The organism is Janthinobacterium sp. DSP2-3-3 (assembly GCF_049897325.1).
In the GTDB taxonomy this organism is placed as follows: domain Bacteria; phylum Pseudomonadota; class Gammaproteobacteria; order Burkholderiales; family Burkholderiaceae_D; genus Janthinobacterium.
Genome location: NZ_JAFCWA010000002.1, coordinates 438,456 through 463,254, shown reverse-complemented (window position 1 = coordinate 463,254; position 24,799 = coordinate 438,456). Strand labels below are relative to the sequence as shown.

At 61.1% G+C, this 24,799-nt stretch carries 25 protein-coding genes; 9 read left to right on the top strand and 16 right to left on the bottom strand.

Annotation, left to right across the window (positions count from 1 at the left end; translation table 11 throughout):
* The first annotated feature begins 69 nt into the window (after positions 1–69).
* Positions 70–753 (top strand): TetR/AcrR family transcriptional regulator, encoded by a 684-nt coding sequence (locus ACP7DE_RS06095; RefSeq protein ID WP_426071236.1) that lies wholly within the window; start codon positions 70–72, stop codon positions 751–753.
* On the opposite strand, the gene ACP7DE_RS06090 is transcribed toward ACP7DE_RS06095, so the two are convergent.
* The 7 genes from ACP7DE_RS06090 to ACP7DE_RS06060 all read right to left on the bottom strand — a co-directional run bounded on the left by ACP7DE_RS06090 (position 716) and on the right by ACP7DE_RS06060 (position 6,150).
* Positions 716–1,396 carry a DNA alkylation repair protein gene (locus tag ACP7DE_RS06090; RefSeq protein ID WP_426071235.1) on the bottom strand — a complete coding sequence of 227 codons (681 nt, stop codon included), beginning with the start codon at positions 1,394–1,396 and terminating at the stop codon, positions 716–718. The genes ACP7DE_RS06095 and ACP7DE_RS06090 overlap by 38 nt on opposite strands.
* Positions 1,397–1,462: 66 nt before the next feature.
* Entirely contained in the window at positions 1,463–2,239 is a 777-nt protein-coding gene (locus ACP7DE_RS06085; RefSeq protein ID WP_426071234.1) for a peptidylprolyl isomerase, read from the bottom strand.
* A gap of 117 nt (positions 2,240–2,356) precedes the next feature.
* Positions 2,357–3,136 carry a peptidylprolyl isomerase gene (locus ACP7DE_RS06080; RefSeq protein WP_426071233.1) on the bottom strand — a complete coding sequence of 260 codons (780 nt, stop codon included), beginning with the start codon at positions 3,134–3,136 and terminating at the stop codon, positions 2,357–2,359.
* Between the two features lie 112 nt (positions 3,137–3,248).
* Positions 3,249–3,551, bottom strand: a complete 303-nt coding sequence (locus ACP7DE_RS06075; RefSeq protein WP_289947242.1) for a BolA family protein — start codon at positions 3,549–3,551, stop codon at positions 3,249–3,251.
* Positions 3,548–4,177, bottom strand: a complete 630-nt coding sequence (locus ACP7DE_RS06070) for a septation protein A (RefSeq protein ID WP_046682773.1) — start codon at positions 4,175–4,177, stop codon at positions 3,548–3,550. Before ACP7DE_RS06070 ends, ACP7DE_RS06075 begins: the two co-directional genes overlap by 4 nt.
* Before the next feature lie 83 nt (positions 4,178–4,260).
* The gene (msrB, locus tag ACP7DE_RS06065) at positions 4,261–4,662 is read right to left on the bottom strand and encodes a peptide-methionine (R)-S-oxide reductase MsrB (RefSeq protein WP_426071232.1); all 402 of its coding nucleotides are present in this window, start codon (positions 4,660–4,662) and stop codon (positions 4,261–4,263) included.
* A gap of 9 nt (positions 4,663–4,671) precedes the next feature.
* Positions 4,672–6,150 (bottom strand): protein adenylyltransferase SelO, encoded by a 1,479-nt coding sequence (locus ACP7DE_RS06060; RefSeq protein ID WP_426071231.1) that lies wholly within the window; start codon positions 6,148–6,150, stop codon positions 4,672–4,674.
* Positions 6,151–6,363: 213 nt separating this feature from the next.
* On the opposite strand from ACP7DE_RS06060, the gene ACP7DE_RS06055 reads away from it, so the two are divergent.
* Positions 6,364–8,016 (top strand): 3-(methylthio)propionyl-CoA ligase, encoded by a 1,653-nt coding sequence (locus ACP7DE_RS06055; RefSeq protein WP_426071230.1) that lies wholly within the window; start codon positions 6,364–6,366, stop codon positions 8,014–8,016.
* Between the two features lie 13 nt (positions 8,017–8,029).
* Here ACP7DE_RS06055 and ACP7DE_RS06050 read toward each other — a convergent pair whose 3' ends face one another.
* Genes ACP7DE_RS06050 through ACP7DE_RS06035 form a run of 4 tightly spaced genes read right to left on the bottom strand, consistent with a single transcriptional unit; the run spans position 8,030 to position 12,988 of the window.
* Positions 8,030–9,553 (bottom strand): chemotaxis protein CheW, encoded by a 1,524-nt coding sequence (locus ACP7DE_RS06050; protein WP_426071229.1) that lies wholly within the window; start codon positions 9,551–9,553, stop codon positions 8,030–8,032.
* On the bottom strand, positions 9,540–10,100 hold the full coding sequence (locus ACP7DE_RS06045; protein WP_426071228.1) for a chemotaxis protein CheD: 561 nt from the start codon (positions 10,098–10,100) through the stop codon (positions 9,540–9,542). The genes ACP7DE_RS06050 and ACP7DE_RS06045 overlap by 14 nt, the downstream gene beginning before the upstream one ends.
* The gene (locus ACP7DE_RS06040; RefSeq protein WP_426071227.1) at positions 10,097–10,921 is read right to left on the bottom strand and encodes a CheR family methyltransferase; all 825 of its coding nucleotides are present in this window, start codon (positions 10,919–10,921) and stop codon (positions 10,097–10,099) included. The genes ACP7DE_RS06045 and ACP7DE_RS06040 overlap by 4 nt, the downstream gene beginning before the upstream one ends.
* 3 nt (positions 10,922–10,924) lie before the next feature.
* A complete protein-coding gene (locus ACP7DE_RS06035) occupies positions 10,925–12,988 on the bottom strand; it encodes a methyl-accepting chemotaxis protein (protein ID WP_426071226.1) in 2,064 nt (687 codons plus the stop codon).
* Positions 12,989–13,493: 505 nt separating this feature from the next.
* Here ACP7DE_RS06035 and ACP7DE_RS06030 point away from each other — a divergent pair.
* Positions 13,494–15,581 carry a 3-hydroxyacyl-CoA dehydrogenase NAD-binding domain-containing protein gene (locus ACP7DE_RS06030; RefSeq protein WP_426071225.1) on the top strand — a complete coding sequence of 696 codons (2,088 nt, stop codon included), beginning with the start codon at positions 13,494–13,496 and terminating at the stop codon, positions 15,579–15,581.
* A gap of 45 nt (positions 15,582–15,626) precedes the next feature.
* Here the strand turns inward: ACP7DE_RS06030 and ACP7DE_RS06025 are convergent, their stop codons facing one another.
* The 3 genes from ACP7DE_RS06025 to ACP7DE_RS06015 form a co-directional block, all read right to left on the bottom strand.
* Complete coding sequence (locus tag ACP7DE_RS06025) at positions 15,627–16,475, bottom strand: alpha/beta fold hydrolase (protein WP_426071224.1); 849 nt, start codon at positions 16,473–16,475, stop codon at positions 15,627–15,629.
* A gap of 107 nt (positions 16,476–16,582) precedes the next feature.
* Positions 16,583–16,987 carry a VOC family protein gene (locus ACP7DE_RS06020; RefSeq protein WP_426071223.1) on the bottom strand — a complete coding sequence of 135 codons (405 nt, stop codon included), beginning with the start codon at positions 16,985–16,987 and terminating at the stop codon, positions 16,583–16,585.
* A 95-nt stretch (positions 16,988–17,082) separates the two neighbouring features.
* Positions 17,083–17,322 (bottom strand): DUF2798 domain-containing protein, encoded by a 240-nt coding sequence (locus ACP7DE_RS06015; RefSeq protein ID WP_426071222.1) that lies wholly within the window; start codon positions 17,320–17,322, stop codon positions 17,083–17,085.
* A 153-nt stretch (positions 17,323–17,475) separates the two neighbouring features.
* On the opposite strand from ACP7DE_RS06015, the gene ACP7DE_RS06010 reads away from it, so the two are divergent.
* Positions 17,476–18,381, top strand: coding sequence for a LysR family transcriptional regulator (locus ACP7DE_RS06010; protein ID WP_426071221.1), 906 nt, complete (start codon positions 17,476–17,478; stop codon positions 18,379–18,381).
* On the opposite strand, the gene ACP7DE_RS06005 is transcribed toward ACP7DE_RS06010, so the two are convergent.
* A complete protein-coding gene (locus tag ACP7DE_RS06005; RefSeq protein ID WP_426071220.1) occupies positions 18,291–19,127 on the bottom strand; it encodes a nucleotidyltransferase domain-containing protein in 837 nt (278 codons plus the stop codon). The genes ACP7DE_RS06010 and ACP7DE_RS06005 overlap by 91 nt on opposite strands.
* A 196-nt stretch (positions 19,128–19,323) precedes the next feature.
* On the opposite strand from ACP7DE_RS06005, the gene ACP7DE_RS06000 reads away from it, so the two are divergent.
* On the top strand, positions 19,324–19,527 hold the full coding sequence (locus ACP7DE_RS06000; protein WP_426071219.1) for a hypothetical protein: 204 nt from the start codon (positions 19,324–19,326) through the stop codon (positions 19,525–19,527).
* Between the two features lie 108 nt (positions 19,528–19,635).
* On the opposite strand, the gene ACP7DE_RS05995 is transcribed toward ACP7DE_RS06000, so the two are convergent.
* Positions 19,636–21,336: an MFS transporter gene (locus tag ACP7DE_RS05995; RefSeq protein ID WP_426071218.1), complete on the bottom strand. Its 1,701-nt coding sequence runs from the start codon at positions 21,334–21,336 to the stop codon at positions 19,636–19,638.
* 242 nt (positions 21,337–21,578) lie between these two features.
* Here ACP7DE_RS05995 and ACP7DE_RS05990 point away from each other — a divergent pair, with 242 nt between their 5' ends.
* From ACP7DE_RS05990 to ACP7DE_RS05975, 4 genes are all read left to right on the top strand, one after another.
* The gene (locus ACP7DE_RS05990) at positions 21,579–22,757 is read left to right on the top strand and encodes an acetyl-CoA C-acyltransferase (RefSeq protein WP_426071217.1); all 1,179 of its coding nucleotides are present in this window, start codon (positions 21,579–21,581) and stop codon (positions 22,755–22,757) included.
* A 126-nt stretch (positions 22,758–22,883) separates the two neighbouring features.
* The gene (locus tag ACP7DE_RS05985; RefSeq protein WP_426071216.1) at positions 22,884–23,186 is read left to right on the top strand and encodes a Dabb family protein; all 303 of its coding nucleotides are present in this window, start codon (positions 22,884–22,886) and stop codon (positions 23,184–23,186) included.
* 62 nt (positions 23,187–23,248) lie between these two features.
* The gene (locus ACP7DE_RS05980; RefSeq protein WP_426071215.1) at positions 23,249–24,244 is read left to right on the top strand and encodes an NADP-dependent oxidoreductase; all 996 of its coding nucleotides are present in this window, start codon (positions 23,249–23,251) and stop codon (positions 24,242–24,244) included.
* Positions 24,245–24,317: 73 nt separating this feature from the next.
* A complete protein-coding gene (locus ACP7DE_RS05975; RefSeq protein WP_426071214.1) occupies positions 24,318–24,743 on the top strand; it encodes a GNAT family N-acetyltransferase in 426 nt (141 codons plus the stop codon).
* The last annotated feature ends 56 nt before the right edge of the window (positions 24,744–24,799 follow it).

Here is a 24,799-nt window from a genome sequence, read left to right as displayed (position 1 = left end):
AAGAAACGATAAACGTTTCTTTAATATGTTTTAGTGTAGAATTGTTCAACGATCAAGACTGGAGCTGGCATGCAGCAAGAAGAAAGCAAGGCCTTGCGTGGACGGGGCCGTCCGGCGCGGCCGCCCGAGGAGGCACGCGTAGCGGCCGTGCAGGCGGCCACCTGGCTGCTGCTGCACGAGGGCTATGCGGCCACGACCATGGAAGCGGTGGCGCGCCATGCGGGCATGGCAAAGAAGTCGCTGTATCAGTACGCAGCCAACCGCGAGGACCTCGTCGCCCTGGTGGTGCGCGGCTGGACGGATGCTTTCCTGCCGGCCATGTCGCACGATGCGGCCGCGCCTGGCGAGGTCTTGCCGCTTTTGAAAGAGGTATTGCAGGCGATGGCGGCGCGCGTGCTGACGGCCGATGCTGTCGGCCTGTTCCGCCTGCTGTGCACGCAATTTCCCGCGCGCGCGGACTTGCTGGCCGTGTATCAACGCAACGGCATCGAGCGGGGCACGGCCTTGCTGGCCGAGTGGTTGCAGCGTCAGGCGGCGCGCGGCCATCTGCTGCTGCGGGATGGGCGGGATGGGTACGAACTGGCCGGCTTGCTGCTGGCCATGGTGATCGCCGAGCCTCTGCGGCAAATGGCGCTGGGCTTGCTGGCACCGGTGCCAGCCTGGGATGCCGCGCCGCGCATCGACGCCGCGCTGCGCCTGCTGGGCGGGTCGGGGTTCAGCGTAGCTGGTGCTTCAACGCTTCGCGGTAGCTGAGCGGCGATAACTGCTGGCGGTGCGCGTTGGCAAACGCCGTCACCGCTTCGGGGGCGTGGCGCGCGTAATCGCGCAAGGCCCAGCCGATGGCCTTGCGGATGAAAAACGCGTCTTCATGCGCTAGCGCCAGGGCCGCGTCAAATAGCCAAGCGGCATCCGTGTCAGCGCGCCAGCCCAGCTGGTGCAGCATGGCGATGCGGCGCAGCCAGAAGTCGTCGTGGCGCAAGGCCGCGTCCATGTGCGCATGGCCATCGCCGCCGCGCCGCAGTTCCGCCTGCAGCACGTCGCCGACGACGCCCGCCATGCCGTCGACGCTATCCCACCAGGCGCGCTGGCGCGCCAGTGCCAGCAGGGCGGGGAGATGATCGACGCTCAGCTGGCGCACGTGCACGGCCAGCATGTCGAGCGCCACGTGCTGGTACTCGCGCTGCGGCTGCTGCCACAGCAGTTGCGCGTGTTCCAGCAGCGTCCCCGGATCGATGCCCTTCAGGCTCGCCAGCAAGGCCTTGGCCGCCAGCCGGCGCTGTGGCGCATCCACGCCCAGGAACACGAACTGGTCGCGCATATACGCCTGCATGGGCGCGGCACGGGTGGGGTCGGCGGCCGTTTCGAGTGCGATTTTTAATTCCGCGTGCAAGTTCATGCTGTTTTCCCATGTCCAGGCGTAAAAAAGGCGCTCCGTGGAGCGCCTTTTCATCTTTATCCACTATTACTGGATTTTTGCCTTCTTCATCAGCTCGTCGCGGTAGGCGGCGAGTTTCTTTTGTTGCAGCGACTCGGCCACTTGACCCTTGACTTCTTCCAGTGACGGCAGCTTCGTCGGACGGGTTTCTTCCAGCTTGATCACGTGGAAGCCGAATTGCGATTGCACGGGCGTTTGCGTGACCTGGCCTGGTTTCAAGGCAACCATGGCGTCGGAGAATGGTTTGACGTACGAAGCAGGGCTAGCCCAGTCCAGGTCGCCGCCATTGGCTGCGGAACCGTCTTTCGATACTTTCGCCAGTTCTTCGAACTTGGCGCCGCCTTTCAGCTTGGCGATGATGTCTTTCGCTTCGGCTTCGGTAGCCACCAGGATGTGGCGTGCATGGTATTCCTTGTCGCCCGCCTGTGCCTTGAACTTGTCGTACTCGGCCTTGATTTCAGCGTCCTTGACAGGGCTTTTCTTGACGTAGTCGGCCAGCAGGGCGTTGATGATGATGCTTTGACGGGCATTGTCGATTTGCGACTTGATTTCCGGACGCGTGCCGTAACCTTGCTTGTCGGCTTCCTGGATCAGCACTTCACGGCCGATCAGGTCTTTTTTGATGGCTTCGCGCAATTGTGGCGAATCGGCTTGCTTGCCTTGGGCGACGACTTGCTTGACGACCTGGTCAACGCGCGACGATGGGATGGCCTTGCCATTCACGGTGGCTACGTTTTGCGCGAACGCAGGGATCGCCACAACGGCGACCAGGGCTAAGATCAGGCGGGCTGGCTTCAAAATCATGTTCATTCCTAATAAGTATACAAAAAACCGGTACAAAAGATCGCGACTGCCGTGCAGTGCGCATTCAGGCGCAGAATACACGACCGGCGCCGAAAAGGGCGCCGGGGAGGTCAGTTCTTACTGAACTTTTGCTTTTTTGATCATTTCTTCCTGATACGCTTGCAGTTTCTTTTGCTGCAGCGCTTCGGCGATCTGTGGCTTGACTTCTTCCAGGGTCGGCAGCTTGGCCGCGCGGGTGTCGTCCAGCTTGATCACGTGGAAACCGTTAGGCGTTTGCACCGGGGTATCGGTGACTTGGCCTTTTTGCAGTTTCACGAAGGCGTCGGAAAACACTTTCGGGAAGGACGATGGGGCTGCCCAGTCCAGGTCGCCGCCGTTGTCGGCCGAGCCGGCATCTTTCGATTGCTTGGCCAGCTCTTCGAACTTGGCGCCGCCTTTCAGCTTGGCGATGATGTCTTTCGCTTCGGCTTCGGTGGCCACCAGGATGTGGCGCACGTGGTATTCCTTGTCGCCGGTCTGCGCCACGAAGCGGTCGTATTCAGCCTTGATTTCAGCGTCGTTGACAGGGTTCTTTTTCAGGTAGTCGCCGACCAGGGCGTTGATGACGATGGCCTGGCGCGCGTTCTCGATTTGCTGCTTGACGGCTGCATCTTTACCGAAACCTTTGTTTTCCGCTTCTTGCATCAGCACTTCACGGCCGATCAAGTCTTTCTTGATCATTTCGCGCAATTGCGGCGAATCCGGTTGCTGGCCTTGGGCGACGACTTGCTTGACGACTGCATCAACGCGCGACGATGGGATAGGCTTGCCATTAACAACGGCAACATTTTGCGCAAAAACAGGTACCGCGACAACGGCGAGTAGTGCGATCAGCAAGCGGGCTGGCTTAAAAGTCATTATTAAATCCTGTTAGGGAAAGTTTCGTAAAAAACGCATGGAAAGAAAACGCGTGCATGACACTTGCGGCAAGCGGCGTACCAAGTTGCCCCGATACGCCAAAACGCCATCCTTACACTACTTCGGACGGCGCCAAGGCCACAATCGCCAATGCATGTATCTCATTATGCATCATATCGTGCACGGAATCATACACCAGTCGATGGCGCATGACGAGCCTGAGCCCCTCAAATTGACTAGAAATAATGCGTAGATTGTAATGACCTCCGCCCGAGGCGGCGCCCGCGTGGCCCCGGTGGCGCGCCGAGTCGTCTTCCAGTACGCATTCCAGAGGAGAAAGTGCCGTTTCCAGGCGGGTACGAATGCGCTGCATGCGCGTTTCCGGCGAAGTATTCTCTGTGGTGGTGTTCATCATGCGTCTTCCTTGATATGTTTGGCCAGGAACAGCGTTTGCGCCACGATGAAAGCAAAGAAAATGCCCGTCGCGCCAAACGCCTTGAAGCTGACCCAGGCAGCCATATCGCCCTTATACAGCACGAAGGCGACGAACAGATTCAGTGCGCCGATGGCGCCGAAGAAGATGATCCACGCGGCCAGCAATTGGTTCCAGACGGCATCCGGCAATTGCACTTGCGCTTCCATGGTCTTGCGGATCAGGTTTTTCTTGAAGCCAACATGGGCGATCAAGAGGGCCAGGCCGGATAGCCAGTAGATCAGGGTCGGCTTCCATTTCAGGAAGAAATCGTCATGCAGGTAAATGCTGGCGCCGCCGAACACGACAAAGATGAACAGCGACAGCCACAGCATGCCGTCGACCTTGCGGCCGCGCAGCAGCAGATAGCTGACTTGGCAGGCGGTGGCGACGATGCCGACCAGGGTGGCGAGTATCCACGGCGCCTGGTCAGCCTTGATCAGGCCGCCTGACACGAAGCCGGACAAATATTGCTGCACGAAATCGTGCGTGGCCGCTTCATACATGCCGCCCAGCTTGAAGGCGGCGAAGAAGGCGATCAGGGGGAATAGGTCGAATAGAAATTTCATGGCGAGACTTTACACTGGTCTTATTAAATTCATCTTAGGAATGGCTTAGGAGCAACTGAGGTGCTCCCAGGCGTTCCGGTGTCTCAAGGCTGCGGATCGAAGCGCAACGATGCCGAATTGATGCAATAGCGCAAGCCGGTTGGCGGCGGGCCGTCCGGGAAGACGTGCCCGAGGTGTGCGTCGCAGACGGCACAGACGATTTCCGTGCGCACCATGCCGTGGGTACGGTCGACGATTTCTGTCACGTTGGCCGGGTCGAGGGCCTGGAAATAGCTGGGCCAGCCGCAGCCCGAGTCGAACTTGGTATCGGAGGCGAACAGGGGCGTATTGCAGCAGACGCAGGTGTAGATGCCGTGTGCATGGTGGTCCCAGAACTTGCCCGTGAAGGCCCGTTCCGTGGCCGCGTGGCGGGTGACTTCGTATTGCATCGAATCGAGCATGGCGCGCCATTCGGCGTCGGTTTTTTTGACTTTATTCGTGGTCATAATGACTCCTCAGGATGAGCAACTGACTTCAAGGTGACTGGCCCAGTCGGGCGGCAGGGCCGCATAGTGCTGGTGTTCGGGCTGTTCGTCAAATGGCTTTTGCAAAACTTCCAGCAATGTCGCCACTTCCGTGTAGTCCTGCTGCCGGGATTTTTCGATAGCCACTTGTGCCAGGTAGTTGCGCAGCACGTATTTCGGGTTGACGCTGTTCATCGCCGCTTGGCGCTCGGCATCGACGCTGTGTTCCTGCCGCAGACGCGCGCGGTAAGTGGCTGCCCACGTATCGAAGGCGGGGCGGTCGATGAACATGTTGCGCAGCGCCGTGTCGTGCTCGGGGGCGGCCAACTGCAGAGTCGCCAGGGCACGGAAAAAGTTCGTGAAATCCACGTGATTGGCTTGCATCAGAGCAAACATGCTGTCGAACAGCGCCGTATCGTCGTCCCCGAGGGTTTGCAAGCCCAGCTTGGCGCGCAGCAAGGCATTCATCTTGTCTGCAAAGGCGGGCTGGTAAGTGTCCAGCGCTGCCTGCGCCTCGCTGACCTCGCCAATCAAGGGTAGCAGCGCCTGGCCCAGCGCGTAGCAATTCCAGTGGCCCACCTGCGGCTGGTTGGCGTAGGAATAGCGACCCTGCTGGTCCGTATGGTTGCAGATGTGGTCGGCGTCAAACGCTTCCATGAAGCCGAAGGGGCCGTAATCGAGCGTCAAACCCAAAATCGACATATTGTCCGTGTTCATCACGCCATGCATGAAGCCCACGGCTTGCCATTGCGCAATCATGTGCGCCGTGCGCACGCACACTTCGGCCAGCAAGGCTTGATAGGGATTTGATGCGGCGCGCAAATGGGGGTAAAAACCGTCGATGACGTAATCGGCCAGGATTTTCAGCTCGTCCGGCTGCTTGCGGTAAAACCAGTGTTCGAACGAGCCAAAGCGAACAAAACTAGGCGCCATGCGCGTGACGACGGCCGCCGTTTCCACCGTTTCGCGCAGGATGCCTTGCTGCGAACCCATGATGGACAGCGCGCGCGAGGTGGGAATGCCCAGCGCCGCCATGGCTTCGGAACAGAGGAATTCACGGATGGATGAGCGCAGCACGGCGCGGCCGTCGCCCATGCGTGAATACGGCGTGGCGCCGGCGCCTTTCAGCTGCAGCTCCATTGGACCGTCTGCGGTGGCGATATCGCCCAGCAAGATGGCGCGGCCATCGCCCAGCTGACCGGCCCAGACGCCGAACTGGTGGCCCGAGTACACGGCCGACAGAGGCAGCGAGCGCTCGGCCACCGCATTGCCGCTCAGCAATTCCACGTAATCAGGTTGCGCCAGGCGCGCCGCATCGAGGCCGATGAGGGCTGCGGCTGGCGCGCTGGCGGCCACGAAATACGGGGCGGGCAGGGGCGTGGGCATCAAGCGTGTATAGAACGCAGGCGGCAAGGCCGCAAAGGCGTTATCCAGTGGTAAGGTGGGAGCGGTGATGGCAATTCCATTCAAGTAGATACGCCGGCAAGTAGCGCCAGCCTGGAACCCGATTTTACCGCACGGCGCGAAGGTCCGTACCGGACGCCAGCACTGCAAAAAACGGAATCAAAAATTCCATGCTGCAATGCAATATCGAAATGCGTTGACGATTTCCGCACGACCGTACGAGACTAGGGAAAGTCTTTAATTTCCAACAATAACCGGGTATCCACCCCAGGAGACACGATGTCGGCATTCCCCTTGAGCCCAGTGATGGGCCAGATGATGAATCAGCCCCTGCTGATTTCCAGCATTATCGCGTTTGCAGCGCGTCATTATGGGGGCAGCGAAATCATTTCGCGGCGGGTGGAAGGCGATATGCACCGCTACACCTACCGCGATTGCCACCAGCGCGCGCGCCGACTGGCCAATGCCCTGCATGGCCTCGGTGTCGGCATGGGCGACCGGGTCGCCGCCCTGGCCTGGAATGGCTATCGCCACCTGGAAGCTTACTATGCCGTGTCCGGCTCGGGTGCCGTGCTGCATACCATCAATCCGCGCCTGTTTCCCGACCAGATCGCCTATATCTCGAACCATGCGCAAGACCAGGTGCTGCTGTTCGACCTGACGTTCTTGCCCGTAGTGGAAAAGATCGCCGCCGACTGCACCTTTGTGCGCCACTTCGTGCTGATGTGCGACCGCGAGCGCATGCCCGCCAGCAGCACCATCCCCGACCTGCTGTGCTATGAAGACTTGATCGCCACGCATTCCGACGAGTACACGTGGCCCTTGTTCGACGAGAACGCGGCCGCGACCCTGTGCTACACGTCCGGCACGACGGGCAATCCCAAGGGCGCCCTGTATTCGCACCGCTCGACCGTGCTGCACGCGTACGCCTCGGCCATGCCCAGCGCCCTGAACGTGCGCGCCTCCGACACGGTGCTGCCCGTTGTGCCCATGTTCCACGTGAATGCCTGGGGCTTGCCGTATTCCGTGCCCCTGTCGGGTGCGCGCATGGTGTTTCCCGGTGCGGCGCTGGACGGCAAGTCGCTGTACGAGCTGTTCGAGGCGGAAAAAGTGACGTTTTCGGCCGGCGTTCCCACCGTCTGGCTGGGGCTGTTGAACCATGCCTTGCAGAATGACTTGACATTTTCCACCTTCCGCCGCACGGTGATCGGCGGCGCGGCCTGCCCTCCGGCCATGATGGATACCCTGATCGACAAGTTCGACGTGGAAGTCATCCATGCCTGGGGCATGACGGAAATGTCGCCGCTGGGCACGGCGGGCGGCTTGCAGACCAAGCACCTGGACTTGCCGAAGGACGAGCAGCGCAAGATCCTGCAAAAACAGGGCCATGCCATCTACGGCGTGGACATGAAGATCGTCGACGACGATGGCAAGGAATTGCCGTGGGATGGCGTTGCCTACGGCCATTTGCTGGTGAAAGGGCCGTGGATCATTTCCGCGTATTACAAGAACGAGGGCGGTGATGTGCTGCAAGATGGCTGGTTCCCCACGGGCGACGTGGCCACCATCGATGCGGATGGCTATATGCAGATCACGGACCGCAGCAAGGATGTGATCAAGTCGGGTGGCGAGTGGATCGGCACCATCGACCTGGAAAACCTGGCCATGGCGCATCCGGCCGTGCTGCAGGCGGCCTGCATCGGCGTGTTCCACCCGAAATGGGATGAGCGGCCCGTGCTGGTGGTGGTGCTGCGCCCGGGCATGGCGGTCACGCGCGAGGTTTTGTTGCAGTTCTTCGAGGGCAAGATCGCCAAGTGGTGGACGCCCGACGACGTGCTGTTCATCGACGCCTTGCCCATGGGCGCGACGGGCAAGATCCAGAAGAACAAGCTGCGCGAGCAGTTCAAGGGGCACCAGTTGCCCGGCATGTAGCGCGACGCCGCGCTTATGCCGCTTGCGGCAGCGCCGAGCCCAGCTTTTCCAGCAAGTGATCGCACTGGAAGACGGACAGGGTCAGGCGCTGCGCCTCTGTGCCGATATCGATCATTTCATCCATTTCGCTGCGCAAGTCGTCGTGCGTGCCCGTGCGGATGATTTGCGGCGCCGCAAAGCGCTGGCTGTCGGAAATGGTCATGATATTGTCGACGTGGTCGACGAGGAAGCCGTAGCGCTCGCTACCACGTTCCACGATGAGGATCTTGCCGGCGCTCGCGTCCGGCAGGGCCGGCATGGCGTACAGCTGGCGCAGGTCGATGATACTGATCATTTGCTGGCGCAAGTTCAGCATCCCGCGCATGCAGGCCGGCATGCCCGGTGGCGTGGTGATGGCGCCGCTGAAATCGATGATTTCGCGCACCTGCCCGATTTCCACGGCGAAGCGGGTTTCCACGGTAAACGTGATGTAGACGCGGCGCTGCGCCTTGCGCGTGACGGTGGTGGCCGTTTCTGCGTCGGCCGGGTACAGGCGCGCGTGGCCGTCGCGCATTTCGACGATCTCCGCCTGCGACAGGATGCCCTTGTGGTCGAGGAAAATGATGTCGCCCAGGCCCTCTTTCGTGATGCAGCCGGAGAACATGGCCGCGCGCGCCTTGCTCAGCAAGGGAATCGGCAGCACTTCGTCGCCAAAGAAATGCACGATGCTGTCGACGGAATCGACGAGAAAGCCCACGGTCGTGTCATCGAGGCGCACGACGATGATGCGCTGGTCACTGGTCGCCGCCTTGGCCGCCTTGCCGGACCCAGCCGCTTGCAGCAGGGTGGCGAAATCGACGACGGCCACCTGGCTGCCGCGAAAATGCATGCGGCCCAGGCACAGCTCGTTATTCAGCAGGGAGCTGTGCAGTTCCGGCACCCGGATGATTTCCTGGATGGCCAGCATTTCAAAGCCAAACGTGGCGCCGGCCGCATGGAAACTGACGCACTGCCGGCGTTCGCTTTGCGCATGGTAGCGGGCCGTGCTGAGTTTGGCGCCCGTCGCCTGCAGGGCCAGCACATGGGGCACGTTTTCGATGCGTAGCAGGGCGTGCGGGTCGAGGATTTGCAGCAGGCGGGCGCCGCCGTCGAGCAATATTGTGCCGGCGATGACGTGGTGCGCGTCGTCGGCCGCGTACTGCAGGGCGCTGCGGGCGCTGGCCGGCACGCGCAGGATCTCGCCCGTATCCTGGAAGACGATGCCGATCAGCACTTGCTGAAAGTCGAGGATGGCGATCTTGTCGGTGGCCACGGCGCGCGGCGCATCGGCGCGGAACAAGCGGCCCAGGTTGACCACCGGAATGACACTGCCGCGCAAGGTGAACATGCCTTCCAGATACGCGGGCGACAGGGGCAGGGCGGTGACTTTCGCGGGGTAGTTGACCACTTCGCGGATGCAACTGGCGGGCAGGGCGAATTCATCCTCGCCCAGATGGAAGGAACCGAACAGTTCGGTGGCGCCGTTGCGCTCACCCGTGTGCCCTTCATGCATATCCATATGCGCCTTCCTTGCGTGGAATCAATTCGGGTTGCGCCACCACATCGGTGACGGCGTAGCTGTGGCGGGCACAATCGATCAGCAACTGGCGCCCGTGGCGTCCGCCCAGCGCGCAAAAACTGACGTGCAAGCCGCACTGGTCCAGGTATTTTTGCGCCGCTGCCGCGTTTTGCCGTCCCACCTGCAGGCGGCCATGACCATTATCGGGGCCGAACATGCTGGCGCCGCCCGCCAGCACCACGTCGATGTCGGCGTAATCGGCCTCGCGCACGCCCATCAGGCGCAGCAGCGAGGGCACGGCCTGGCTCACATAGCGTGCATTTAGGGCGCGTGCATTCGGTGCCCCCAGGTCTTGCTCGGCAGCGGGCGCTTCCGGCAGCAAACAGTGGGCCAGGCCGCAGCAAGGGCCGTTCTTCCAGATGAAACCGATGCCGATGCAGGAACCCAGCAGCGCCTGCAGCTGTTCGCCCTGCGTGCCCACGCTAAGTTGCCCCATGCCAACCAGGTGCAGCGGCGGCGCGTTCGCCGCAATGTGCGTGTGCATCATGCCAGCCCCGCCCTATAAATCATGGGAAACTCGAATTGATAGCCGGTACCCAGGCGGGCGATGGTTTCCGACTCGCCCAGGATCAGCCGTCCCTCGTCCTTCAGGCTCAGGCGCGCCTGGCGCAGCACGGTTTCCTGGTGCCCGGCATCGAAATAAATCAGCACATTGCGCAGGAACAGCAGGTCGAACTGCCGGGCCGGGCGCAACGCTTCCAGCAGATTGTGCTGCGCAAAACTGACGTGTTGCCGCAGCTCTTCGTTGACCTTGACGCCATACGGCGAAGGGGTGAAATATTTGCGCAGCAAATCCGGGTGCGACAGGCGGATGCGCTCGACGGAGCGCCCGCTGTATTGGCCGGCCCTGGCTGCGCCCAGGATTTGTTGCGAAATGTCGCTGGCCAGGATGTGGTAGCGGAAAGCGGGCGTTTGCAGCTTGAATTGCTCGCATAGCATGGCGATCGAATACAGCTCTTCGCCGCTGGCCGCCGCCGCCGACCAGATTTCCAGGCAGCCGCCCGGATGGACGCCGGCCCAGGCGGGCAGGTAGTGGTCGCGGAAGTAATCCCAGATTGATGGCGTGCGGAAAAACAGGGTGTCGTTGGTGGTCACCAGGTCGATGAAATGGGCCACCTCGTCGCGGTCGCTGCTGACGCGCTCCAGGTAAGCCTGGTAGCTGAGCAGGGACAGCGCCTGCAGCCGTGGCTGCAAGCGCCGCTCCAGCAAGGCGCTCTTGCGCGCGGTCATGGCGATGCCCGTATGCTGGCGCACCAGCGCGATCAGGTTCGTCAGCACCTCGGGCGTCAAGGTGGCCGCGTGGCTCATGGCTTACACCACGAAGCCGGAAACAGTCTGGTTCAGGCTGCCCGCGCGCTCGTTCAGCCCATCCGTGGAGCGGGCGATGCTGTCGCAGTTGGCGGCCGACTTTTCCGTTTCCTCGGCGATGTACTGGATCGCCGTCGATACTTCGCGCGCCGTCAGCAGTTGTTCGTTGGCCGCCTTCGAGATGTCCGAGATGGCCAGCGTGGTCTTCGCCACGCCCGAGACGATCTTGTCGAAGGCATCGCTGGCCTGGCGCGAAATCTCGCTGCCGGTCGAGACGCGCTTGACGGATTCGTTGATCAGCTTGGAAATCTCTTTGGTTGCCTGCGAGGAGCGCTCGGCCAGCTTGCGCACTTCGTCGGCGACGACGGAAAAGCCCAGGCCGTGCTCGCCCGCGCGCGCCGCCTCGATGGCCGCATTAAACGCCAGCATATTCGTCTGGTTGGCGATCTCGCTGATGACCTTGACGATTTCGCCGATGTCTTCCGACGAGCGGTTGATGAGGTCCATCGCCTCGATCGACTTGGCGACGGCGCGTGCGCCCGCTTCCGCTTCCTGCTGCGTGGCTTTGGCCAGGTAATCGGCGTTCGAGGTGTTTTCCGCGATGGAATTGATGGAAAACGTCAGGCCGTCGATGGAGGCGTTCATTTCTTCCACCGTGGCGCCCAGCGCCTGCGTGCCCACGGCCACGCCCGTGGCCCGCTCGGCGATGGTGTGCGAGGCGTCGGCAAAGCCGTTGGCCGCCGACACCACGTTGCCGATCACGCCGCGCAAATCGACGATCATCTTGCTGATGCCGCCGGCCAGCAAGTCGATCGGCTCTTCGCCTTCGGGCACGATATTGCAGGTCAAGTCGCCTTGCGCCGCGCGCGCCACCGATTCAAGCAGGGCATTGACCTTGCGGCTGTCGTTGGCGGCCTTGGCCTGGATGCTGTTTTCCAGATTGACCTGTTCGCTGATGTCGATGGCGAACTTGACCACTTTATACGGCTTGCCGTTCAAGTCCAGGATGGGGTTGTAGGTGGCCTGTATCCACACCACCTTGCCATGATTGCCCAGGCGCTTGTAGCGGCCCGCGTCGAATTCGCCGCGGTTGAGCTTTTGCCAGAATTTCTTGTACTCGGCGCTGCTGGCATACTCGGGCTCGCAGAACATGCGGTGGTGCTCGCCCTGGATATCGCTCAAGTCATAGTCCATGACGGCGAGGAAATTGTCGTTCGCGTCCAGCACATTGCCCTGCATGTCGAATTCGATGACCGCTTGCGCCTTGCCGATGGCGCTGACCTTGCCTTCGTATTCGGCGTTGCGCTTCTTCAGGGCCGTGATGTCGTTGGCGAACTTGACCACCTTGAAAGGCCGGCCTTCAGTATCGAAAATGGGATTGTAGGTAGCGTTAAGCCAGATTTCGCGGCCGTCCTTGGTAACGCGCTTGTATTCGCCCGCGTCGAACGCACCCTTGCCCAGCTTTTGCCAGAACTGCGCGTATTCCTCGCTGCTGGCGTATTCCGCTTCGCAAAACAGGCGATGGTGCTTACCTTCGATTTCTGCCAGCGTGTAGCCGACGGAGGTGAGGAAATTGTCGTTGGCGCGGATGATGGTGCCGTCGAGCCGGAACTCGATCACGGCCTGGGCCTTGCTGATGGCGTCGATCTTGCCTTCGTAATCAGCATTGCGGCGCTTGCTGGCCGTGATGTCGGTGGCAAACTTGATGACTTTATATGGCTTGCCATCGGCGTCGAGGATGGGGTTGTAGGAAGCGTTGATCCACACTTCGCGGCCATCTCTGGCGCGGCGCTTGTATTCGCCCTGGTCGAACTCGCCGCGACCCAGCTTTGCCCAGAAGTCGCCATATTCGGCCGTTTTCACATACTCGGGGTCGCAAAAGATGGCATGGTGCTTGCCTTGCACTTCCGCCAAGGTATACCCGATGACGCGCAGGAAATTGTCATTCGCATGCAGGATGGTGCCGTCGAGTTCGAATTCGATCACGGCCTGGACACGGTTTAATGCAGTATTTATCGCTTGTAAGTCCAGATCCTGCGAGTGGCTGACATGGCTGGCTGCGTCCATAATATTTCCTTCAGTGTGGGAAGAGGAATGGGTGGCGCTAATACTGACAGGTAATGACGATATAAAATGATTCCATACTGCGCCGTACATGAGTTGGCGAATGCAGGCGATAATCGGCGCTATTGGCACATAATATTAAATGAGTTTCAGGGTATTGATTTGAATCAACAATTTTATTATTCCTCAGCGCCTGGCGAAAAACAAGGGGCATGCATAAATAATGTCCAAAGTGTCGTTGTTGGCCCGCGCCAGCATATGGCAGAGCATTTACCACATAATAAAACGGCGTTTTTCTCGTTATGTTTTAGTTATTAAAATGAATATGTTATTGATAGTTGCTGGCGCCTGCCGAAGGCGGCGATGTTGTACCATGATGGCCAGCACCGGAGCCCCGCGCGCCGCGACAAAAATAATACGAGCGTTCTTTTATGCGGTATAGTGAAGCTTCATCCCTTGCAACGACCTCATCGCTAAGCAAAAACCAATAAACCCACAAGGAAGAGACATGAGTGCTGAATATCAAGTGAACGGCACCGTCGCCGTGATTACCCTGGCCAATCCACCTGTCAACGGCCTGGGCTTGGCCACGCGCACGGCCGCCGTGGCGGGCATCCGCCAGGCGCTGGCGGATGAGGCCGTGAAAGCCATCGTCATCACGGGTGCCGGCAAGGCATTTTCCGGCGGCGCCGATATCAAGGAATTCAATTCGCCCAAGGCGCTCACGGAACCGACCCTGCATACCCTGATCAACGTCGTCGAGCAATCCACCAAGCCGGTGGTGGCGGCCATCCACAGCGTCTGCATGGGCGGCGGCCTGGAGCTGGCGCTGGGCTGCAACTACCGCGTGGCCGCACCGGGAGCGCAGATGGCCTTGCCTGAAGTCAAACTCGGCATCTTGCCGGGCGCGGGCGGCACGCAGCGCCTGCCGCGCGTGCTGGGCCTGGAAATGGCCCTCAACATGATCGTCTCGGGCACGCCCGTGGCGTCCGAAAAACTGGCTGGCACGGCCCTGTTCGACGAAGTCATCGCGCCCGGCGCCGACTTGCTGAAAGCCGCCGTAGCCTTTGCCACCAAGGTGGCCGATGTGCGTCCGCAGCCGAAAGTGCGCGAGCGTAAGGTGGACTATCCGAACCACGAAGCCTTTTTGCAATTTTCGCGCAATACCGTCAAGGCCATGTCCGGCCCGTTCCCCGCACCGCTGAAATGCGTGGATGCCGTGGCCGCTGCCGTGACGATGAAGTTCGACGAGGGCTTGACGTACGAGCGCGAACTGTTCATGCAACTGGTGCAGTCGCCTGTATCGAAAGCCTTGCGCCACGCCTTCTTTGCCGAGCGCATCGCCAGCAAGGTGCCTGACGTGCCGGCCGATACGCCCGTGCGCAGCATTGCCAGCGCGGCGATCGTGGGCGCCGGCACCATGGGCGGCGGCATCGCCATGAACTTCGCCAACGCGGGCATTCCCGTGATGCTGCTGGAAACAAAACAGGAAGCGCTGGACAAGGGCCTGGCCACCATCCGCAAGAATTATGAAAACACGGTCAAAAAGGGCAAGCTGACGCAGGACAAGGCCGAGCAGCGCATCGCGCTCGTTTCCGGCACGCTGGAATATGCCGATATCGCCCAGGCCGACATCGTCATCGAAGCCGTCTTCGAAGAGCTGGGCGTCAAGGAAAACGTCTTCAAGCAACTCGATGCCGTCATGAAGCCGGGCGCCATCCTCGCCTCGAACACGTCCACCCTGGACCTGGACAAGATCGCCGCGTTCACCAAACGCCCGCAAGACGTGGTCGGCACGCATTTCTTCAGCCCGGCAAACGTCATGAAGCTGCTGGAAATCGTCCGTGGCAAGGAAACGGGCAAGGACGTGCTGGCCACGGCGCTGGCGCTGTCGAAAAAACTGAAAAAGACGGGCGTGGTCTCGGGCGTGTGCGACGGTTTTATCGGTAACCGCATGATCGAACAGTACAGCCGGCAAGCCGGTTTCCTGCTGGAAGAGGGCTGCTTGCCGGAACAGGTGGACAAGGCGGTGGAGAAATTCGGCTTCGCCATGGGCCCTTTTCGCATGGGCGACCTGGCCGGCAACGACATCGGCTGGGCCATCCGCAAGCGCCGCTATGTAGAAAAGCCGGACGTCACGTATTCGAAGACGGCCGACCTGTTGTGCGAATTGAAACGCTACGGCCAGAAGACGGGCGCCGGCTGGTATGACTACAAGGCGGGCGACCGCAAGGCGTATCCGTCGGAGCAAGTCAATGCCATGATAGCTCAGCATTCCACCGACATCGGTGTGGCGCGGCGCAAGATCAGCGACCAGGAAATCGTCGAACGGCTCGTGTACGCGCTGGTCAATGAAGGCGCGCGCATCCTGGAAGAGGGCATCGCCCTGCGCGCCTCGGACATCGATATGGTGTATCTGACGGGCTACGGCTTCCCCTTGTTCCGCGGCGGCCCGATGTTCTACGCGGACACGGTCGGCTTGCCGAACGTGCAGGACACGATTGCCAGCTATGCCAAAGGCCGCCACGGCGAAGCGTGGACGCCGGCGCCGCTGCTGGTGAAACTGGCAGGCGAAGGCAAGGGTTTCAATAGCTGATGCTGTGCTGTCGAATGGCGAAGGGCAGATTTCTCTGCCCTTTTTTTATTTCTTCTTCGCCAGCATCTTGATCGCCTCGTTGACGATGACGGGGTTGTCTTTCTGGATGTAATAGCCGGCGCCCGTGATGCGCTCGATGGCCGGCGCGCCGGACAGGCGCTGCCAATCCTTTTCCTGGGCCCGCACCACGTTTTCAAACGAGCCCATTTCCTCAATGCCGAACTTGTCACGCACCAGCAGCATGGCGGGCACGCGCAGCGGGCTGCTCATGTCGACATGCTGCAGGCACTGCGCCTGGGCATCGAACTCGGCCGATTCCGTACTGTTGAACATCAGCTTGCGCCGCGTCTTCACGAGCATGGCGTAGGTGGACGCGTCCGTTTGCATCCGGCTCCACTGCTGCGGGTGCGTGGGATCGAGCAAGACTAGGCCGGCCACATCCTGCGGGTACAGCCTGGCATACACATACTGGTACAGCCCGCCCAAGCCTTGGCCGACCAGCACATACGGCGGCTTCAAGCCCGCTTGCGCCAGCAGGGCGCGCTGCTGGGCGGCGATGGTGCAAGGATCGCGCGGCGTGGTGGTTTTTTTGCTGTCGCCGTAGCCGGGGCGGTCGTACACGAGCACGCGGTGCTGCCTGGCCACTTCGGGCACGACCTTGGCCCACACATCCTTGCCGTCGCCCATGGCCGACTGGAAGATGACGGGCAAGCCGCTCTGGCCACTCAGGGCGTAGGCGATGCTGGCGTCGGGCAGGGCCGCGGTGGCCGGCACGCCCGGCGTGGTTGGCGAGGACGGCAGCAGGGAGCAGCCGGAAAAACAGGCTGCCAGCAGCAAGCCGGCGCTGGAGAGGAGCATGGTGCGCGCGGGGCGGTCGACGAATAGATGATGCATGAATCTCCTTCTTGGTTCACGGACCGGGGACCGGTATGGCGTCGCAGCCATTATAGGCAAAACATATAGAAGTGGAAATGCCGAACAGAGGCGGATTTACCGTCTTGTCAGCCGGCGTCGGCGCGATGGCAGACGGCTTCGATGCGGTTGCCGTCCGGATCGAACAAAAAGGCCGCGTAATAACTGGCGTGATAGTGGCGCAGGCCGGGCGCGCCCAGGTCGATGCCGCCCTGCGCCAGCCCCGCGTGCCAAAACGCTTCCACGGCCGCGCGCGAGGCGGCCTTGAAGCAGCAATGGCGGCGTGGCGCGTCGTCGGGTTTCGGACCCAGGCGCACGGAAAAATAGCTGCGTTCCGGATGTTCCGCATCGCTGCGCTCACCATAGCCTACCCACGCGTTGGCATGGTCGCTACCCACCTTGGGCACGTCCAGCGCGGCAAAGATGGCGTCGTAGAAGCGCTCGGCGCGTTCCAGGTCGCTAACGGTGAGGGAAACGTGATCGAGCATGGGCATTCCACTGTAAAAACAAGGACGACCATAGCATAGCCCGGATCAGGACGGTCGTGGGCCGAAGTGACCGAGTGACACTGCCGGCGGCCAACTGGCGGTTAAGGGCGCCTGGCGAGCCGGGCCACGATACTGCGGCTCATCAGTTGCACGCGGGGTGCGAACAGCATCACGGCGCAGAAGGCCACAGGCCAGGCGGCAAAAAACGCATGGCGCCAGCGGGGCAAAAAGTCCGCTTGCAGGCCGATATTGAGCCAGGTGACCCAGGCGCTCATCAGCAGGGTCATTAGCAGCGACATCAGGAAGGCAAACATACAGCGCAGGCGCAGGGCTTCGGACATGGGGCACTTTCAACATGATGAGGACAGGGTAGCCTAACAACTTGCGACAATCTATACTAGAGTCATATTTTTAATTTCAAATTCCATAAATGCAATCATGTTTGACGAATTATGCTTGATAAGTCATGCTTGATACATAATGCTTGATACATCATGCTCGATGACCTAGCCCTGTTTGTCGCCATCGTGGAGGCGGGCAGCCTGCATGCGGCGGCTGTCAAAGAAGACTTGCCCGCCGCCACGGTCACGCGCCGGCTGCAAAAGCTGGAAAGCCAGCTCGGCTACCGCTTGCTCAACCGCAGCGCGCGCCGCTTGCAGCCGACGGCGGAAGGCTGGCAATACTACGAGCAGTGCCGCCCCCTCGTGCATGCGCTGCGGCAAGCGACGCAGCAGCTCGACGCCAGCCTGTCGGCCGTCTCGGGCAGCATCCGCGTGCTGGCGCCCGTCAACTTCGCCAGCGGCTTGCTGACGCCGGCCTGGGTCAGCTTCATGCAGCAGTATCCGGACATCCGCCTGGAGCTGGAACTGTCGAACCTGCTGCAAGACTTGGTGGGCAGCGGCGCCGACCTGGCCATCCGCGTGGGCGCGCTCGACGATTCCTCGCTGATGCAGCGGCGCCTGGGCAGCGCCGCGCTGGTGATGGTGGCCGCGCCCGCCTACCTGGCGCGCGCCGGCGTGCCGCGCGACCTGCAGGAACTGGCACGGCATGAATTGATCGTGGCCGAGCCGCTGCGCAGCTGGCGCTTGCGGCGGCCCGGCGACGGCGCCGAAATGCTGATCGAACCGCAGGCGCGTCTGCGCGTCAATGAAATGCGCCTGGCCGTGGAGATGGCCGACGCGGGCATCGGCATCCTGTTGTGTCCGCTTTTACAGTGCCGCGATGAAGTGGCCCGGGGCAGCCTCGTGCGCGTCTTGCCGGACTGGATGCCGCAGCCGCGCCACGTGTATGCCGTGTGGACGCAGCGGCGCTACCTGCCGGCCCGCGTGCGCGTATTGCTCGAGCACCTGGCGGCGTTTGCGGCCGGCAATCCGCTGCTGAACGAGGAGTTGGAGGTGTAAAGCGCCTGTTGCCGCGCCAGCCACTGCGTGAACCGGCGCAGCGCTGGCGTAAAACCGCTGGCTGGCGCGGCGCCGGGCTTGGTTTGGGCAAGAAAATACGCCATGTGCGCCTGCATGGCCGGGTAGTGCCGCAGCAATAGCGCCGCGTGCTCGTCCAGGCTGGTAGGCCAGCAGGGATCGCCATCCTGGCGCAGGATGTTGCAGGAGCGGATCAACTTGCGCGACGCTTCGCGCTGCAGGCGGACGACGGTGGCGGGCTCGCGCGCCTCGTCGAGGCGCCGCGCATACGCGTCCAGCACGTGGGCATAGTCGCCATTCACGGCCAGGGCGATGGCGCGCGAGGGGGCGAACGGCGCAAAGTGCAAGGCCAGGTCCTCGCCCCACAGGCAGCGGCATTGGTGCTTGAGCCAGTAGCCCCAGCTGTACAGGTGCTCGGGCGCCAACACCTGTGCCCGGTAACCGATATCGAAATCGATCTTGATCACCTCCGGGTGGCGCGCCTGCAAGGCATGGCGCAGCGTTTCCAGCGCGTCGCCCTGCGGCGGCGTGGGCGGCTGGCGCAGTATCAGGGTCAGGTCGAGGTCGGATACGCCGGGCGTGGCGTCGCCACGGGCAATGCTGCCGTACAAGTAAATGCCGTCCAGCAAGTGACCGGCGTGTGTGGTCAGGCTGGCACAGACGTCTTCCAGCAAGGCGTCGAAATGGTGCTGCAGAGGGCCGCAGGGGGCGGGCAGAATGGTCGGCATGCCTGGCACGAGTCCGGTCATAGAAACTAGCACCATAGCATGTGGCGGGTGGGGCATGCTGGGGAATCCCTTCCACTCAGTAATACCGAGCGCTTGTACTTTCCGTCAAGATCGCGTTAATATAAAGCTGCCCGCTTATCCAGTGGGCAATCTGGTGTTTTTTTCGCGCAATCCGTCCCTATCCATGAGAGTAGCAATGAAATATCTGATCGTTCCGTTCTTGCTGGCCATGACTGGCTGTGAAGTTTTGTATGATGCGAACCGGGACAAGATCGGCGAGTATTGCAACAGCCTCAATAATTTTGACGACCGCAATGCCTGCCGCAAGCGCAACCAGACCAGCTACCAGGAATACGTGCAGCAGCGCGACCAGCAGAAAAAGAGGCAGAGCGACAAGTAAGCTTGCCACCGCATACCTCGCATAAAAAAACAAACGCCGCTGACAAGTCAGCGGCGTTTTGCTTTGCGGACCCCGGCATTGCGGCCGGGGCTTGCATCGGATATCAGATCAATCGTCGGCGTAGATATTGTTATCCTTGGTTTCCTTGACGAACAGGGTGCCGATCACGACAGTCGCCAGGGCAACGACGATCGGATACCACAGGCCATAATAGATATCGCCCTTGAAGGCCACCAGCGCGAAGGCCGTGGTCGGCAGCAGGCCGCCGAACCAGCCGTTACCGATATGGTAGGGCAGGGACATCGACGTGTAGCGTATGCGCGTCGGGAACATTTCCACCAGCATGGCGGCGATCGGGCCATACACCATGGTCACGTACAGCACTAGGATGAACAGCAGCAAGACGACCATCGGCTTGTTGATCTGGTCCGGATTGGCTTTCGCAGGGTAGCCCGCTTCCTTGATGCCGGCGCCCAGTTCCTTCTTGAGTGCCGCTTCGTGGGCCTTGCTTTCCGCATCGAAGTTCAGGCCATCGGCCGTCATGACGGCGTTAAACGAGGAAAATTCCTTCGTACCGATGCGCACCTTGGCGATGCTGCCGGCCGGCGCGTCTTCCTTCGTGTAGTTCACCGAGCTGTTCGACAGGAAGCCTGTAGCGATGTCGCACGACGATGGGAACTTTTTGGTGCCAGTCATGTTGAACTGGAAGTGGCAGGACGCAGGATCGGCCACTACCACCACTGGCGAGTTCTTCAGTGCCGCTTCCAGCTGCGGATTGGCGAAGTGGGTCAGGCCGTTGAAGATCGGGAAGTAGGTCAGGGCGGCGATCAGGCAGCCGCCGAGGATGATGTACTTGCGGCCGATGCGGTCGGACAGGCTGCCGAAGAACAGGAAGAATGGCGTGGCCAGCAGCAGGGCGATCGCAATGAGCACGTTGGCCGTTGCCAGATCCACTTTCAGGGTCTGGATCATGAAGAACAGGGCATAGAACTGGCCCGTGTACCACACGACGGCCTGGCCGGCGGTCAGGCCGATCAGGGCCAGAATAACGATCTTCAGGTTTTTCCACTGGCCGAACGCTTCCGTCAGCGGGGCTTTCGAGGTTTTGCCCTCGGCCTTCATCTTGGCAAACGCAGGCGATTCATTCATGGCCAGGCGGATCCACACGGAAATGCCCAGCAGGATGACGGAGACCAGGAAGGGAATGCGCCAGCCCCACGCCTCGAAATCCTTCTCGCCGGTCGCCAGGCGGGTGCCCAGGATGACCATCAGCGACAGGAAAAAGCCCAGGGTTGCCGTGGTTTGTATCCACGCCGTGAACGCGCCGCGCTTGCCTTCAGGCGCGTGTTCGGCCACATAGGTGGCTGCGCCACCGTACTCGCCGCCCAGCGCCAAGCCTTGCAGGATGCGCAGGAAGACGAGGATGATCGGTGCGGCGATGCCGATGGAGGCATAGCCGGGCAGGAGGCCGACGATGAAGGTGGAGCCGCCCATGATCAGGATGGTGATCAGGAAGGTGTACTTGCGGCCGATCATGTCGCCCAGGCGGCCGAAGACCAGCGCGCCGAACGGACGCACGATGAAGCCGGCGGCAAAGGCCAGCAGCGCAAAGATGAAGGTGGTGGTGGGGTCGCCGATGAAAAATTGCTTGGCGATGATGGATGCCAGCGAACCGTACAGGTAAAAATCGTACCATTCAAAGACGGTGCCGAGTGAGGACGCAAAAATGACCTTGCGTTCTTCGGGCGTAATCGGCGTTCCCTTGGTGGAAAATTTCCGTACGTCGGCCGAGCCGGATGGTGTTGCCATGGTTTGTCTCCCTATGTTTTATAGTGAACCATTGCCGCGGTCTTTTTGACCATTCTTGCAACAGCTGGAGGCGAGTGTGTTCTCCGAACCTTACGTCATGCTTGCTTGAAACTTACACGAAGCTTACAAATGAAGTCAGCCAGAACTTTGCGAACGACCGTACTTAAATGTGCTATTCTGCTTACGAGGCACCATCATTGACCACATGACCACCATATACTATTCCCACAAGGAGACACAGCATGAATGAAGCCGTCATCGTATCGACCGCCCGCACGGGTTTGGCCAAGTCTTGGAAGGGCGCGTTCAACATGACGCACGGCGCCACCTTGGGCGGCCATGTGCTGGCGGCCGCCGTCGAGCGCGCGCGCATCGAGGCGGAAGAAGTGGAAGACGTGCTGGTCGGCTGTGCCTTTCCCGAAGGCGCCACGGGCGGCAATATCGCGCGCCAGGTCGCCTTGCGCGGCGGCTGTCCCGTCACGACCGCCGGCATGACCGTCAACCGTTTCTGTTCTTCTGGTCTGCAAGCCATCGCCCTGGCCGCGCAGCGCATCATCGCCGGCGAAGGCGATATCTATGCGGCGGGCGGCGTGGAATCGATTTCCTGCGTGCAAAATGAAATGAATACGCATATGCTCCGTGACGTCTGGCTGCAGCAGCACAAGCCGGAAGTGTACTGGCCCATGTTGCAGACGGCCGAAACCGTGGCCAAGCGCTATCAGATTTCGCGCGAGCGCCAGGATGTGTATGGCGCGCAAAGCCAGCAGCGCGCCGCTGCCGCCCTGGCTGCCGGCCTGTTCGACGCGGAAATTGTGCCGATGACCACCATCATGGGCGTGGCAGACAAGGCCAGCGGTATGCTGGTGTCGCGTGAAGTGACGATCTCTGCCGATGAAGGCATCCGTGCCGATACGACTTACGATGGCGTGGCGAAGATTCGTTCCGCCATGCCGGGCGGCGTCATCAGCGCCGGCAATGCCAGCCAGTTTTCCGATGGCGCGGCGATGGCCATCGTGATGAATGCGAAAGTGGCAGAAGCGAAAGGCTTGCAGCCGCTGGGCATCTTCCGCGGCTTTGCCGTGGCCGGCTGCGAACCTGATGAAATGGGCATCGGCCCCGTCTACGCGATTCCGAAACTGCTGAAAAAGGCGGGCTTGACGGTGGCCGACATCGGCTTATGGGAACTCAATGAAGCGTTCGCCGTGCAAGTGCTGTATTGCGCCGACACCCTGGGCATCCCCATGGACCGCCTGAACGTGAATGGCGGGGCGATTGCCGTCGGCCATCCGTACGGCGTGTCGGGCGCGCGCCTGACGGGCCACGCCTTGATCGAAGGCAAGCGCCGTGGCGTCAAATACGTGGTGGTGACCATGTGCATCGGCGGCGGGCAGGGCGCGGCAGGCCTGTTCGAAGTGTTGTGATGTAGATTCAACCCAGTCTGTGGGCGGCTTCCAGGGCCGCCCGTTTGCATTCCGTGCTCTGTTCCTGCAAGGCGCGCCGATAGCGGTTACAGTAATGCTTCATTTATAAACAACTAGCCTGCCACCATGATCAAGCACATCGTTTTCTGGAAACTGTTAGACCACGCGGAAGGCGCCGACCGCGCCACGAATGCCTTGAAACTGAAAGCCTTGCTCGATTCCTGTGCCGACCTGGTGCCCGGTATCTTGACATTCGAGGCGGCCGTGGCCCAGCCGGGCCTGGAAGCCACCTACGACATCGTCTTGTACAGCGAGTTCGCCAGCCGCGAGGCGCTCGATGCCTACCAGAACCATCCCGAGCACGTGAAAATCAAGCCATTCTTTGGCGCAGTACGGGAAGCCAGGCAATGCATGGACTATGAGATTTAATGATTGAGTTACCCCAACCCTTCGCTTTAGGGTTCAGCTTGTTTGTCCAATAAGGAGCATTCATGACCACCTACCAACGCATCGTTCTCGCCTCGCGCCCCACGGCCGAGGTGCAGCCAGATAACTTCCGCCTGGAAACGGCTGAAATCCCCGCCATCACCGAGGGCCAGTTGCTGGTGCGTAACCAATACCTGTCGCTCGACCCTTACATGCGCGGGCGCATGAGCGCCAATAAAAGCTATGCGGCGCCGCAGGCGCTCGATGAAACCATGATAGGCGGCACGGTGGGCGTGGTGCTCGAATCGAAGCATCCGAAGTTTGCCGTGGGCGACACCGTCGTGGGCACTTTGGGCTGGACGGAAGTGGCCGTGTCGGACGGCACGATGCTGCGCAAGGTCGACACGACGCACATCCCTGCCTCGGCCTTTCTGGGCGCCGTCGGCATGCCGGGCATGACGGCGTGGTATGGCTTGAACCAGATCATGGCGCCGAAAGCGGGCGAAACGGTGGTCGTGTCGGCCGCCAGCGGCGCCGTGGGCAGCGTCGTGGGGCAACTGGCGAAATTGAAAGGCTGCACGGTGGTGGGCATTGCCGGCGGTGCCGACAAGTGCGCGTATGTCGTCAAGGAACTGGGTTTCGATGCCTGCGTCGACTACAAGGCGGGCAATCTGGCGGCCGACCTGGCAGCGGCCACGCCGGACGGTATCGACGCCATCTATGAAAACGTGGGCGGCGCCATCTTTGATGCGGCCTTGGCGCGCACCAATGCCTTTGGCCGCGTGGCCGTGTGCGGCTGGATTGCCGGCTACAACGGCGAACCGACGCCGCTCGACAATGCGCGCCTGATCCTCATCAACCGGCTGACCATGCGCGGCTTCATCGTCTCGGAGCAGCCGGAATTCTGGCCGCAAGGACTGGCGGAACTGGGTACCTTGGTGGCGACGGGCAAGCTGAAATTCCGCGAATCCGTGGCCGACGGCCTGGCCAGCGCGCCCGAGGCCTTCATCGGTCTGTTGAAAGGGCGTAACTTCGGCAAGCAATTGGTGAAGCTGGGTTAGCCCCCTATGAAAGGTGGGCCGTGCGACAATTGTGGCCCGTCTCTCCGTCTCTTATGACCACTTATCACTTACCATGACCAAGCACACCATCCGCCTCGGCGACTGGGCCACACTGGGCCTTGACGCCACCGCCATCCGTTTTGAAGTTTTTGTCGATGAACAGAAAGTGCCGGCCGAGATTGAACTCGACGACATGGACGCTGTCTGCCTGCACGCCGTTGCCTATGACGATGCCGGCAACGCCATCGGCACGGGCCGTTTATTGCCAGATGGTCATATCGGCCGCATGGCCGTGCGCCAGCCGGGCCGCGGCACGGGCATGGGCGGCGCCATCCTGCAATTGCTGATGGAGAAGGCACGCGAACGGGGCGATGCCGCAGTGGTGCTGAACGCGCAAACCGTGGCTGCGCCATTCTATGCGCGTCACGGTTTCGTGCAGCAGGGGCAGGTATTTGAAGAGGCGGGGATTGCGCATGTGGAAATGCGCCTGGAGTTTTAAACGTTGTTTTGGATCTTGTCGGGTTAGCGCACAGCGCATCACCCGACACGTCAGTA

Coding starts and splice junctions, on each gene's coding strand:
- ACP7DE_RS06095 (WP_426071236.1), top strand. CDS start 70: ATGCAGCAAGAAGAAAGCAAGGCCTTGCGTGGACGGGGCCGTCCGGCG.
- ACP7DE_RS06090 (WP_426071235.1), bottom strand. CDS start 1,396: ATGAACTTGCACGCGGAATTAAAAATCGCACTCGAAACGGCCGCCGAC.
- ACP7DE_RS06085 (WP_426071234.1), bottom strand. CDS start 2,239: ATGATTTTGAAGCCAGCCCGCCTGATCTTAGCCCTGGTCGCCGTTGTG.
- ACP7DE_RS06080 (WP_426071233.1), bottom strand. CDS start 3,136: ATGACTTTTAAGCCAGCCCGCTTGCTGATCGCACTACTCGCCGTTGTC.
- ACP7DE_RS06075 (WP_289947242.1), bottom strand. CDS start 3,551: ATGATGAACACCACCACAGAGAATACTTCGCCGGAAACGCGCATGCAG.
- ACP7DE_RS06070 (WP_046682773.1), bottom strand. CDS start 4,177: ATGAAATTTCTATTCGACCTATTCCCCCTGATCGCCTTCTTCGCCGCC.
- msrB (WP_426071232.1), bottom strand. CDS start 4,662: ATGACCACGAATAAAGTCAAAAAAACCGACGCCGAATGGCGCGCCATG.
- ACP7DE_RS06055 (WP_426071230.1), top strand. CDS start 6,364: ATGTCGGCATTCCCCTTGAGCCCAGTGATGGGCCAGATGATGAATCAG.
- ACP7DE_RS06050 (WP_426071229.1), bottom strand. CDS start 9,553: ATGGATATGCATGAAGGGCACACGGGTGAGCGCAACGGCGCCACCGAA.
- ACP7DE_RS06045 (WP_426071228.1), bottom strand. CDS start 10,100: ATGATGCACACGCACATTGCGGCGAACGCGCCGCCGCTGCACCTGGTT.
- ACP7DE_RS06040 (WP_426071227.1), bottom strand. CDS start 10,921: ATGAGCCACGCGGCCACCTTGACGCCCGAGGTGCTGACGAACCTGATC.
- ACP7DE_RS06035 (WP_426071226.1), bottom strand. CDS start 12,988: ATGGACGCAGCCAGCCATGTCAGCCACTCGCAGGATCTGGACTTACAA.
- ACP7DE_RS06030 (WP_426071225.1), top strand. CDS start 13,494: ATGAGTGCTGAATATCAAGTGAACGGCACCGTCGCCGTGATTACCCTG.
- ACP7DE_RS06025 (WP_426071224.1), bottom strand. CDS start 16,475: ATGCATCATCTATTCGTCGACCGCCCCGCGCGCACCATGCTCCTCTCC.
- ACP7DE_RS06020 (WP_426071223.1), bottom strand. CDS start 16,987: ATGCCCATGCTCGATCACGTTTCCCTCACCGTTAGCGACCTGGAACGC.
- ACP7DE_RS06015 (WP_426071222.1), bottom strand. CDS start 17,322: ATGTCCGAAGCCCTGCGCCTGCGCTGTATGTTTGCCTTCCTGATGTCG.
- ACP7DE_RS06010 (WP_426071221.1), top strand. CDS start 17,476: ATGCTCGATGACCTAGCCCTGTTTGTCGCCATCGTGGAGGCGGGCAGC.
- ACP7DE_RS06005 (WP_426071220.1), bottom strand. CDS start 19,127: ATGCCGACCATTCTGCCCGCCCCCTGCGGCCCTCTGCAGCACCATTTC.
- ACP7DE_RS06000 (WP_426071219.1), top strand. CDS start 19,324: ATGAAATATCTGATCGTTCCGTTCTTGCTGGCCATGACTGGCTGTGAA.
- ACP7DE_RS05995 (WP_426071218.1), bottom strand. CDS start 21,336: ATGGCAACACCATCCGGCTCGGCCGACGTACGGAAATTTTCCACCAAG.
- ACP7DE_RS05990 (WP_426071217.1), top strand. CDS start 21,579: ATGAATGAAGCCGTCATCGTATCGACCGCCCGCACGGGTTTGGCCAAG.
- ACP7DE_RS05985 (WP_426071216.1), top strand. CDS start 22,884: ATGATCAAGCACATCGTTTTCTGGAAACTGTTAGACCACGCGGAAGGC.
- ACP7DE_RS05980 (WP_426071215.1), top strand. CDS start 23,249: ATGACCACCTACCAACGCATCGTTCTCGCCTCGCGCCCCACGGCCGAG.
- ACP7DE_RS05975 (WP_426071214.1), top strand. CDS start 24,318: ATGACCAAGCACACCATCCGCCTCGGCGACTGGGCCACACTGGGCCTT.